This window comes from Blautia sp. ZXY-1-C6, assembly GCF_056339875.1.
Map to the genome: position 1 here is coordinate 1 of NZ_JBWJVQ010000025.1, position 11,062 is coordinate 11,062.

An 11,062-nucleotide genomic window follows, 5' to 3' on the forward strand; every position below is an offset into this window, starting at 1 on the left:
TTTGTAGAATTTATTCCAGAGATTTGGGATATCCTCTTCTGGAATCGGAGTACCTGTATTAAATACGGTTACTTTCACACAGTCCTCTTCCTGAAGAACCTTAATTTCTACTTTTCGTTCTCCGTCCAGATGGTTCAGTGCATTGCTTGTATAATTGGTCACAACCTCTTCAATCTTAAACTCATCCGCCCATACATATACAGGTTCTGTTTCTTCAAAAATCACAGTTGCTTCTTTCTGTTCGATCATAATATGCATAGAACCAAGTACACCCCTGATCAGAGATACAATGTCAAATCTTTCCATCACCGGGGCATCTTTACCGGACTCCAGCTGATTCAGCGTCAGCAGGTTTTTGACCAGCTTGTTCATCTTTGAAGCCTCATCCATAATAACTTCACAGTAAAATTCCCTGCTTTCCGGATCATCGGAAATATTTTCATTCAGCCCCTCTGCATATCCCTGGATCAATGCAATAGGAGTTTTCAGCTCATGAGAAACATTATCAAGAAATTCCTTACGCATCTCATCAATTTTAATCTTATCTTCTATGTCTTTCTGAAGCTTGTTATTAGCCGATTTCAACTCTGAGATCGTGCTCTCAAGTTTTCTGGACATTTTGTTAAAGTTATCGCCAAGTACATCAATCTCATTACCTGCCCTGCTTTGATATCTGGCATCAAAATCCAGATCAGACATCTTCTCTGATAATTTGGTCAGTTCACTGATCGGGCGGGTAATACGATTTGTCATCACAAGAATCACAATACCGCTGATCACAATTATGATTATTCCTACAATGAAGTAAAAACTGTTGGAAATAGATGCACTTTCCTTAATACTTTCCAGAGGAGAACGGATCAGGAAATAGTAACCATTATCAAACTGTCCCCAGCATTCCACATATTCCATGCCTGCAAAGCGATCATGCACCTGCCACATGGTACAGGTATCTGTCTTTTTGAGCACACGACTGTGCTGCATATCCTGATCCAGATTATTAATATACCCAAACAGCTTACTGCGGAGCATTTTTGCCATATTATTCTCTCCCCAGTAATAATAACCGCTGTTTTCCTCATTTACTATAGATCCAGGTAAGGTTATTTCTGGAACTGCTCCTCTCAATCTCATCCGAAATCTCATCTGTTGCCCCTTTTTTGTCCTCTTCTATATCTGTATCATACTGCAGGATGTCATCCAGATTCATCTGAGACAACACTTCTTTTGCCTCCTCCAGCACTTCTACTTTTTTGGATACATAATATTTTTCAAGAAAAAGACCATTGATCAGAGTAATGGTAAAGATCGAAAGCAGTAACAGACATATAAACACTACTGAAATCTGATGTTGCAGAGTATGAAATTTTTTATCTGTTTTTCCGGTTCCTGTCATTCGTCTACCTCAAACTTGTATCCCATACCCCATACAGTCTTTATATATTCACCTTTATCTCCCATTTTACTTCTGAGCTTCTTAACATGGGTATCAATCGTACGGGCATCTCCAAAGTAGTCATAATTCCATACAGAATTCAGAATCTTTTCTCTGGAAAGTGCGATTCCCTGATTCTCCAAGAATCTGTCAGAAGTTCAAATTCCTTAAAGCTCAGTTCCATAGGCTTACCATCCACAGTAGCCAGATGTGCTGCTTTATCTATAACAATGCCGCCTGCTGAAATCACATCTTCCGGATTATTCTGACCTGTACGTCTCAGAATTGCCTCCACTCTTGCAACAAGGATTTTCGGACTGAATGGTTTGGAGATGTATTCATCTACCCCCAGATCAAATCCAAGAAGCTCATCTCTCTCATCACTTCTTGCAGTCAGCATAATGATCGGAACTTTTGAGTTCTTGCGAATCTCACGGCAAACTTCCCATCCATCCATCTTCGGCATCATGACATCCAGAATGATCAGTGCGATGTCCTTCTCCTCATAAAAGATATCCATGGCTTCTTCACCATTACCGGCTTCCAGTACCTGGAAATTCTTCTTTGTCAGGAAATCCTTTACCAGCTTTCTCATGCGGCTCTCATCATCCACCACCAGGATTTTTAATGTATCCATTTGATCCCCTCCGTTTTTCTTCATTATTTTCCGAAACAGTTTTTACTTTTTATTTATACTGTTTTCCGAGTATTGTTAAAATCCACGACTGTTCAGCGCCTTTACAGCCACAGCGCAAAATCCGGGAAAATCGCCCTCAGCAACAGATTTTATCTTTCATATGGTTACTATAGCAGAGATTTATGTAAGATTTGTGAACATATGACAGAAAAATTATAAGTATTGCTGTTCACAACACCAAATAGCCGTTACTGTTCACTCCGTTCTCAGTAACGTAGCCAAAATTCATTCCAAATTGCCTGCGGCAATGGAATTTTGGCTTGTATGTCTCGGGATTTTGGCATATTCATGCCAAAACACCTCGCGGGATAATGGTAAGTGAACAGTAACAAGCAGTCTCAAATATAAAAATCTTCTTGACAAATTCTGTTTTTATTTCTATACTGTTAATCAGTCGATATATCTTATATAATGAATGATATATCAATATTAAAAAGTGCTTTCGTCTCATCACCAGTGCTGTTTTATGAAAAAACAGCGTTGCAGACTCATTTTCAGGGCTTGTACTGGTTTCGACGGGGGCTTTGGAAGTTGGGGAAGCCATCCGCAGACTCCCAGACTGCGTACCAACCGGGAAACTAAATATAAACGCAGACGAACAGTACGCGTTAGCAGCCTAATTGCTGCTCGTCAGCCCTGATGCACTCACACTTCAGGAATCTGACGTCGACCATGTGAGAAACCTTGCCGGGTAAGCTTTGCCCCGGTAGATGTATCATGAAGCTACTAAGGTTGTAAGCCTGTCGGTGGGCGTACATCCAAGGGAATGTTAAAACAGCGACTGTGATGGGAGATGCCTTAATGAATAGGCTTTCGGACGCGGGTTCAATTCCCGCCAGGTCCACTTGACCACGACAAAGCGAACCCTGACAATTTTGTACAGTAATTGTATATAAGAATGTCGGAATGTTAGTTGTGTCGTTGGAACGGTAAACAAAAAAGAGGGTTTTTAGCCCTCTTTTTTTGTGTCTGTTTCTCTTAATTGTAATGAGACAGCACTATTTAAGTATCCACAGTCTCAAAAAAATCCTCAAAAAACTTCTTTTTTTCAAAGCAGGGCTGGCACAGTTTGTATGGGTAGCCAAATGGCAGGTTCCTTCCGCAGACCATACACCTCCGTCTTTTCAATTTCTTTTCCCTGATCGTATCTGTCAGCTCTTTTGAGATTTCCTTTTTTCTCTTACGTATCAGATTCTTATCCCAGTTTTGTCTCCCCGGCATTCCAAAAAGACGGACGAAACTGTGGAACATGTCATATTTCTGATGCAGAACTTCCAGTGCCTGGATTTTTTTGTTGATGCGGTCGTGCTTGAATGAAAAAGTAAATTCTACATTCTAATATACCTTGATTTTATGCGGGATTTAATTCTATTTTCGGAGATATACAACTTGATTTTTTTAGTATATAATGCTTTTATACGGCATAAACAGCATAGTTTTTTGCATGATAAAAGGACATCTGGAAATAGTGTGCAGGACTAAATTCCACATGTCTGTTGGAAAGACTAAATTCTATGCAATGAAACTTGCCTGTGCCTGTATTGTTATTATTATTTTATTAATGCTGGTATCAATGTGACTTCATCGGCTGGTATCTCTGCTAATCCTAATGCTTTATGAAGTCTGTTATCCAGCAGGAGACGGGATACTTCATATGGACTGTGTCCATTGAGGCTGTCCCGTTTTTCGCTATTGATAGGATTTAATAACAGCAGCGTTGTTTTGTCTGTCATTTTTTCAAAGCTTGTTCCTTTTGGCAGGACATACCTTATATATTCATGATTCTTTTCAAGAGCACCTTTTTGATCAGAACGGTTGGGATCACAATAATAAATGCGTGTGCGTACTTCATCATTTTTGCTATATTCCAGACTCTGCCGGTCCTGAAATTCATGCCCGTTGTCTGTAAGTATTACTTCGAAAAGTTTCTGAAACAGTTCAATTCCAAGTAACTCTGTTAAATGATCAAAAATCCTAGTTACTTCTTTCTGGGTCTGTTCTTCTAAAAGAAACATAAGCATAAGGCTACAGTTTCGAAAGAACATAGTCAGAAAGCAGGGACTGGTACCTTTTGCTCCTTCAACAGTATCCATTTCGACTACATAAACAGATTTGTTCGCTGCGATATATTCCAGGAATTCTTTATAGCTCCGGCCTTTTCGAAAACTTCTGTCTTTAAGGCTGGTAGTGGTTTTTCTTTTTCTCTGCTTGTATACCACTTTACGGCGCAGATCTATGTTTCTTGCTTGAAAAACGCCACGGTCTATATAAGAGTATATGGTTCTTCTGGAACAGGCGATCTCATCAGCATGAGATGCGTAGATGTGGGCAATGGACTGTCCTTTTTTGAGAAGCGGTGACAACAGGTTGTCCAGTTTCTGTATACTTTCCGGTGTCTGGTTTATCCCTTCTCTGCTGGTAGTCCTAAGGGTTTCATAGGAGTCCTGGGCGTATTTTGAAGAATAGATCTTTTTGTCCATCATGCAATTCGTTCTCTTGCTGCATCCATTGCACACATAAGGAGGTTTATTTAATTTTTCACATTCTCTTGGTTTATAAAATTTACAGACATCGCTGCATCTGAATTTTCTGCAGAGGACACATTTGCGCCGGCATTCATTATCACCGCACATATGCATGACATTGCATATATTTGTCCGCGGCTTTGAACTATCATAATTGTTTGCACAGGGAATAGGGGCAAATGCATCTGCGCTTCTTTCCCTGATAATGGAATGACGTCTGATTTCTTTGGATATGGTACTTGGATCCTTGCTTAATTCTATTGCAATACTTCTAAATGAATCACCGTTATTTAAATGCTGTTCGATTATAATACGTGCAGATAAGTCAAGATGTTTTTGGTTGCCTTTTGGTCTTCCTGTATTCATTTTATCCTCCTTCTGCACAGGCAGGGGATCATCTGCAGTAGTATTTTATAAAAAGAAGAAGGAAAAATCCATGCAGAAGTAATTTCTACAGGTATAGAATTTACTCTTGCAAGGTAGAATTTAAAAATTCATTTAACTGCCGGATCTTAACTGATCTTATTGTTTTTCAGGGTCGAATATCAGTTCTGTAACTTGTCCTCGGATAATACCCGCCCTTCCATCACCTTACCAGTCAGCTTTCCTGTATTATTTTATCAGTCTTTTTCGCTGCGGATGTTTCAATTCCAAAACTTCCAATTAAAGCCATCGGCTTAACGTAACGTATCACTTCGTTTAATGAAATTGGTACAAGCATCAGTTTCTGTTTCCGGATACAGAATACCGCTCTCTCTTCCAAGTTTAAAACAGCGTATCATCCAAATCATGTTTCGTGCAAGATTCCGCATAGTCTGCATACTTTCTTCATCCTGAGACGCTTCCTCTCCATAAAGTCCATGCACCGTGTTCCAATAGGTAGAACCGACGACTGGCATCTGCGCAATCCCAAAATATTTATTGATTCCATCAAGCAGCTGCTGTGGTTCCTCCTCTTCTTGCTACTGCAATAGCAGCACCCGGTTTATATTTAAAGGTGTCATAACCTCCAGCACTGTAAAAAACTCTGTCCAAAAAATCATAAATACGTCCACTTGGATGTGCAAAATATACTGGTGTTGCAAATACAAAGCCATCTGCTGTTTTAGCCTTTTCAACAAATTCATTCACGCCATCATCTTTAATCACACACTTTCCTGTTTTTTGACAGACATTACATTGAAGACAATCTGCTATCGGCTTTCCTCCAAGCTGAACAACCTCTGTCTCTACTTCTTCTGAATGAAATACCTTTATCATCTCTTCCAAAGCTGTCATTGTTGTTCCATGCAGATGACTGCTTCCGTTAACAAGCATTACTTTCATTTAATATAGCCTCCGTTGGTTTTTCTATCAGTTTTGGCAAAGCACCACGTCCATAGGATATTAATCTACCGCATGGACATAAGCGCACGTCTTATGGCAATCTACTCTGGACATAAGATGCTAACGCAGAAAAAAAATCAACTGAATAAAGTCCGCTATCGTAATTCAAACGCAAAAAAGACACCCACAGTTAATTCCGAACCCTGTGAGTGCCCAAAAACGAAAGGAATAATGATGGACAGTTTCTCTTGCTGTCCATATTTGTATTGTAGCAGATACTGCAAGTTGAACAAACTGATACGAAAAAAAACGCCGAGGGAGCTTTACCACTCCCCCTCCCTATCACAGATTCTCGACTTCCTTGATCAAGCTGAACATCTCATATCGTCCCAGTTCTTCTTTTAGCTTTTCGATGTCCACACGCAGTTTCAGATCCTCAATTCCGCAGCTGATTTCAATATCCCGCTTCATGGTCGCCAGCTTCTCACTTAAATATACCATCTCCCGGTTTGTCTTTAATGCTTTTAAAGGACTTCTGCCAATCCCCAGGTATTCTTTCCAGAAACCATTCAGCTCTTTCTCCTTTTTTGCAACTCCCTCACAGTCATCGATGGCTGCATAGATCTCATCCAGGGATTTATACTCATCCACCAAAGGGGCCGCCGCGGAAGAAACACCTTTGCATCCCGGTATCCCGTCTCCAGGATCTCCGGTGATTGCCAAAAGTACCGGGATCTGTTGCGGATACACACCTTCTTCTGCATATACGATTTCCGGAGTATACTCAAACACATTTGCCGGAAGGGATTCATATACATCACTTCCAAAGAAACCATAATCTTTCTTGAGCTGTTCCAGCTTATCTTTATTTACCACACGCCACATACGGGTGTATTCACTTACAACCTGGAAGTAGTCATGATCCTTGGTAAGTACATAGGTCTGAAGATCCGGTCCCTCAAACTTCTCCACCAGTGAGGCTGCATAGTCATCTGCCTCATAGTCGTCACTCATGAACACGGCACAACCGATCTCCTGAAGAAATTCCTCCATCTGGATAAACTGCTCCTTTAATGGTTTCGCGGTCTCTTTTCGGTTTGCCTTATAGAAGTCCGCTCCAAGCTCGGTCCTTCTGAACGTATCCCTGGTCTTATCAAACACAAAAGCTACATATTCCGGTTTTACCTTCTTATAGATTCCCAGTAGCGTCCGCAACATGGTAAACATGGCATTTGTGTATTTTCCATCTGAAGTATGCAGGATCTGCTCATAATATTTCTCCTTCTCTTCTTCAGTTTTTGCAAAAAGTATACTTTTGGGAAGATTCCCGTAATAAGACGTAGACAGCATTGATGAGCCGTCTATAATCAATAATTTTGGCATTTGTTTGTCCTTTCCGCGGATACCCGCTTATATTGTTTTTACTCTCCGGCATGATGATCTGTGCCGTCCCCATATGCTTTATTCCTTTTTTCTCGCTCAGTTTTCGATTATATATATCTGCGCCTCCAATACCGCTTCCACAGCTCATCACATACCAGACATTCTTCGCCCCGACAAATTCTGTCTGTCCGATCCAATCAGAAACCACGCGTGGAATCCTCCATGCATAAGTCGGTACCACCACTATCAGATTCTCTCCTGTCTTAACAGACCCGGTATTGCCCGATTTGATCCGTTCGTTCATACAGAGCAGTTTTTCCTGCAGGCTGGCGGCAATCCTATCTGCTATATACTTACTGTTTCCTATTCCTGAAAAACAAATAACCATGCCGCATCCTCCTTATATCCAAAAGATACCACATCCGCCCCGTTTTCTCAACCTCCACTGAAATCCTGCTCCCATACCGTTTATCCGTTTGCCATCAAGCTCACCACATATAGAAAGTCAGAAAAACACCGCGGATTTCTCTGCGGTGCTGTAGATTAATTTGTTTTTTTCAAAGAACTCACAAACTCTTCCTGCTCTCTGTCTTCCAACTCTCTTTCCTGTTTCGTCTTATTTTTTGATACAGAAACTATTACGAAAAGTAATAACACTGTCGATATGATAATCCAGACGATAAGTGCTGTTATGATGTATTTTTCCATGATCTTTTCCTCCACTTTTTTACATAATATGAAGAAAAATTCTCATGATTCTGGCACCTATCTTATCCGCGGAAACCCTTCCCTTTATTTTGGAACATTAGAGATCATTCTGCCAGATATACAAGACGGAAATTAGTGCCTCTTGGTACTCCGCGGAGCCCCATCCTCTATTCCCAGTATTCGCAGAGTCGGCCGTCTATTTTTCCTGATCTTCTCTTCCAGCTCAAACTCATTCTCCACGATATACCTTATCTGTTTTGCATTAACTTTCTTAACCGCCCGGACCCGATACTCCCATTCTGGATCAACAGGATTTTTGATCTCCATGGGACGGTAAGCTTCCATCGGTTCCCAATACTTCTTAGCGATCACTGTATGGGTGGTAAACTTATTCTTATTCTTGTCATACAGGTCACACAGTACAAGAAACTTTTCTCCATGGAAACCGGAATCCCGCTGTTTCTCAATATCCTCATGTGCAGTCAGCCAGGTCAGGTATCTGTTATAATCCGGATCAGTGTCATACTTTGGTTTTATTTTCCGCGGAAACAACTCCACAACGATCCAGTTAAACGCAATATTCCCAGAGCCTCTTTTGTAATAAGTATTTATTGATACAACATCTACCCACATGTTTTTTGTATCCAATGACTTTACGATATTTTTGACTATATATACTGCCGCGGATTCCCCGCTGTCGATATAATCAAGGTAATCCTTATCCTGTCTCCAGTCCAATGATCTCATCCTTTCTTTACTTTCATCAAGTATCCCGAAAACAAAGAATCCCGCATTCCTTAAACCAATAATGCCCGCTCCGAATACAGTTTCCGACCAGTGTCATATCAGAATATGCCACATTTCTTCCACCGCTTTGCATTTTTCTATTTTACAATATCAAAATATCCAATAATTCCAATATAGCCATCTTTTTTTAATGGAGTCCATAAGGTATGCAGTTTCAGATTATACATTTGTCTTTTGTTTCTAAACCTTGCTTTTATCTGTAATGAAATCTCTTTATTCTTTATTGAGGTCTGCTCCAACAAATCTACGATATTTTGAATATCCTTTTCGCTCACTTCTAACACTTTGAATACATCAAATCCCGGATCATCTCTCTGGTATATTATCTTCTGTTTTTCATTTATTATAGTTAATTTCCCCGAACTTGCATTATAATCAATCGAATTCATGCCACTGTTCGATTTGAAGAAATCGATCTTTTCCTGCATGACCTTGATAAGATTTTGTGAATAAATCTGGTTCGGTAAGGATTTATCACTAAGTATTTCATTCGAAAGTCTCCGTGCTTCATGATAATATTTATTAACATCCATCCCTTTACCAAGCATTTTTGAAAACTGACGACTCAGTTCTTTCAGACACCTAAGGAGGATTGGATTAAACTGACCGCATTGCCCATCCAGAATCATTTGAATCGCTGTATCATGATCAAATGCTTTCTTATAACATCTTTCACTTGTAAGTGCGTCATAAACATCGACAATTGATACCACCTGTGCAGAGATTGGTATTTCTTCACCTGTCAATCCATCCGGATAGCCCTTTCCATCCCATCTTTCATGGTGCCATCTGCAGATTTCCCATGCGGTATGTACCAGTGGATGATCTTGTGGAAAGTCCATGTCCTTAATTATATCCGCGCCAAGTTCACTATGGGTTTTCATAATCTTAAATTCTTCAACGGTAAGTCTGCCTGGTTTATTCAATATTTCTTCCGGAATACGAATCTTACCAATATCATGAAGGGAAGAAGCAGTTGTAATCAAAGCAATATCTGCCTCTGTCAAAGGATAAGCATCTGTTAATTTTACCAGTTGTCTCAGCATCATCTCCGTTGCTGTTTTAATATGCAGGATGTGTTCTCTGCTCTCACTGTTACGGGATCCCAATATATTACTCATAATTCGGATCATGATATCATTATTTTCTTCTTTTTCGTAAACCTGATCATAAACCACATTTATCAGATGCTTTTGGTTCATATAGAGGCCCAAGGTATTCTGAACTCTTTTCTTTACAATCACAGAATCAAACGGTCGTGTGATATAATCTGTGATTCCCAGCTCATATGCCTTACGCATAGTATCAACAGCATCTTCAGAAGATACCATGATTACAGGAATTTCAGCAATACACTGGCTTCTTTTCATTATTTTCAAGACTTCAAAACCATTCATCTGTGGCATATTGAGGTCCAAAAGCATCAGATCAATTTCAATATTTTCTCCTATCATCTGGATTGCCTGATTACCATTTTCAGCTTCCAGATAATTATAAGTTTCTCCGAGAATCTCCTTCAATATGTCCCTGTTTAATTTTGAATCATCTACAATCAGTATTTTTTGTCTTTTATCCATATTTTTTATTACCTTTATCCTTGTGGATTTTATGATGTTCCAAACACCTGGTCAAAGACAGCAAGTATTGTTTTTATATCAATTGGGATAGATTTCGCATCCTCTCGATCCATTTTTCTGATTCTGCGGGTAGCTTCCAGCCCTCCCATTTTGGGCATCATCAGATTCATCAAGATTACATCAAAGTATCCGGGTTCTGAATTCTCAAAGATTTCTACAGCTTCCCGTCCATTCCATGCCTTTGTCACTATCATTTTTTCTTCTTACAGCAGAAACTCAGCAATTTCCATATTCAGCTCATTGTCTTCCACCAGCAGAACCTGAATTCCCTCTACTGAACAGTTCTGATACATATGAAATTTCTTTTTCTGTTCCTCTGCAGAGATTTCAAAAGAAATATGGAGAATAAATTTGGTTCCTTTTCCCTGTATGCTCTCAAAGAAAAGTGTTCCTCCCTGCAGTTCTATCAGTTTTCTGGAAATGGCAAGTCCCAGACCGGTACCTGCATATTTTGTTCTGGCTAACTGTCCTTCCTGGGCAAAAGGCTCAAATGCCCTTTTCTGAAATTCCTCACTCATACTGATCCCGGTATCTGTACAGGTCA

Annotated in this window: 12 protein-coding genes, 1 other RNA gene and 1 pseudogene; 1 reads left to right on the plus strand and 13 read right to left on the minus strand. The window is 40.0% G+C overall.

The window, feature by feature from the left end:
* The 3 genes and pseudogenes from AC075J_RS01175 to AC075J_RS01185 all read right to left on the minus strand — a co-directional run.
* Positions 1 to 1,041 (minus strand): sensor histidine kinase (locus AC075J_RS01175; protein ID WP_476389868.1); only part of this gene is annotated, 1,041 nt, incomplete at its 3' end.
* Between the two features lie 37 nt (positions 1,042 to 1,078).
* The gene (locus AC075J_RS01180) at positions 1,079 to 1,396 is read right to left on the minus strand and encodes a hypothetical protein (protein WP_476389869.1); all 318 of its coding nucleotides are present in this window, start codon (positions 1,394 to 1,396) and stop codon (positions 1,079 to 1,081) included.
* Positions 1,393 to 2,072, minus strand: a pseudogene (locus tag AC075J_RS01185) (response regulator transcription factor). Before AC075J_RS01185 ends, AC075J_RS01180 begins: the two are co-directional and overlap by 4 nt.
* A gap of 557 nt (positions 2,073 to 2,629) precedes the next feature.
* On the opposite strand from AC075J_RS01185, the gene ssrA reads away from it, so the two are divergent.
* Positions 2,630 to 2,979: a transfer-messenger RNA gene (gene ssrA, locus AC075J_RS01190) on the plus strand.
* A 703-nt stretch (positions 2,980 to 3,682) separates the two neighbouring features.
* Here ssrA and AC075J_RS01195 read toward each other — a convergent pair.
* The 10 genes from AC075J_RS01195 to AC075J_RS01240 all read right to left on the minus strand — a co-directional run.
* Positions 3,683 to 5,023, minus strand: a complete 1,341-nt coding sequence (locus AC075J_RS01195) for an IS30 family transposase (RefSeq protein ID WP_070100692.1) — start codon at positions 5,021 to 5,023, stop codon at positions 3,683 to 3,685.
* Between the two features lie 311 nt (positions 5,024 to 5,334).
* Positions 5,335 to 5,556: a hypothetical protein gene (locus AC075J_RS01200; protein ID WP_476389870.1), complete on the minus strand. Its 222-nt coding sequence runs from the start codon at positions 5,554 to 5,556 to the stop codon at positions 5,335 to 5,337.
* 31 nt (positions 5,557 to 5,587) lie between these two features.
* Entirely contained in the window at positions 5,588 to 5,983 is a 396-nt protein-coding gene (locus AC075J_RS01205) for a flavodoxin family protein (protein ID WP_476389871.1), read from the minus strand.
* A 342-nt stretch (positions 5,984 to 6,325) separates the two neighbouring features.
* On the minus strand, positions 6,326 to 7,366 hold the full coding sequence (locus AC075J_RS01210; protein WP_055060643.1) for a 5'-3' exonuclease: 1,041 nt from the start codon (positions 7,364 to 7,366) through the stop codon (positions 6,326 to 6,328).
* Complete coding sequence (locus tag AC075J_RS01215) at positions 7,275 to 7,754, minus strand: EFR1 family ferrodoxin (RefSeq protein WP_055060642.1); 480 nt, start codon at positions 7,752 to 7,754, stop codon at positions 7,275 to 7,277. The genes AC075J_RS01210 and AC075J_RS01215 overlap by 92 nt, the downstream gene beginning before the upstream one ends.
* A gap of 155 nt (positions 7,755 to 7,909) precedes the next feature.
* The gene (locus AC075J_RS01220) at positions 7,910 to 8,074 is read right to left on the minus strand and encodes a hypothetical protein (RefSeq protein WP_155511710.1); all 165 of its coding nucleotides are present in this window, start codon (positions 8,072 to 8,074) and stop codon (positions 7,910 to 7,912) included.
* A 132-nt stretch (positions 8,075 to 8,206) separates the two neighbouring features.
* Complete coding sequence (locus tag AC075J_RS01225) at positions 8,207 to 8,812, minus strand: hypothetical protein (protein WP_062807771.1); 606 nt, start codon at positions 8,810 to 8,812, stop codon at positions 8,207 to 8,209.
* 146 nt (positions 8,813 to 8,958) lie between these two features.
* Positions 8,959 to 10,458 (minus strand): response regulator, encoded by a 1,500-nt coding sequence (locus AC075J_RS01230; RefSeq protein WP_055060641.1) that lies wholly within the window; start codon positions 10,456 to 10,458, stop codon positions 8,959 to 8,961.
* Positions 10,459 to 10,487: 29 nt separating this feature from the next.
* Entirely contained in the window at positions 10,488 to 10,712 is a 225-nt protein-coding gene (locus AC075J_RS01235) for a response regulator (RefSeq protein WP_055060640.1), read from the minus strand.
* 9 nt (positions 10,713 to 10,721) lie between these two features.
* Positions 10,722 to 11,062: ATP-binding protein (locus AC075J_RS01240; RefSeq protein ID WP_476389872.1), on the minus strand; the 341-nt coding region annotated here is incomplete at its 5' end.

Excerpts from the sequence above, each read along its gene's own strand:
- AC075J_RS01195 (WP_070100692.1), bottom strand. The coding sequence starts at position 5,023 with ATGAATACAGGAAGACCAAAAGGCAACCAAAAACATCTTGACTTATCT.
- AC075J_RS01235 (WP_055060640.1), bottom strand. The coding sequence starts at position 10,712 with ATGATAGTGACAAAGGCATGGAATGGACGGGAAGCTGTAGAAATCTTT.
- AC075J_RS01200 (WP_476389870.1), bottom strand. The coding sequence starts at position 5,556 with ATGCCAGTCGTCGGTTCTACCTATTGGAACACGGTGCATGGACTTTAT.
- AC075J_RS01180 (WP_476389869.1), bottom strand. The coding sequence starts at position 1,396 with ATGACAGGAACCGGAAAAACAGATAAAAAATTTCATACTCTGCAACAT.
- AC075J_RS01220 (WP_155511710.1), bottom strand. The coding sequence starts at position 8,074 with ATGGAAAAATACATCATAACAGCACTTATCGTCTGGATTATCATATCG.
- AC075J_RS01210 (WP_055060643.1), bottom strand. The coding sequence starts at position 7,366 with ATGCCAAAATTATTGATTATAGACGGCTCATCAATGCTGTCTACGTCT.
- AC075J_RS01215 (WP_055060642.1), bottom strand. The coding sequence starts at position 7,754 with ATGGTTATTTGTTTTTCAGGAATAGGAAACAGTAAGTATATAGCAGAT.
- AC075J_RS01230 (WP_055060641.1), bottom strand. The coding sequence starts at position 10,458 with ATGGATAAAAGACAAAAAATACTGATTGTAGATGATTCAAAATTAAAC.
- AC075J_RS01205 (WP_476389871.1), bottom strand. The coding sequence starts at position 5,983 with ATGAAAGTAATGCTTGTTAACGGAAGCAGTCATCTGCATGGAACAACA.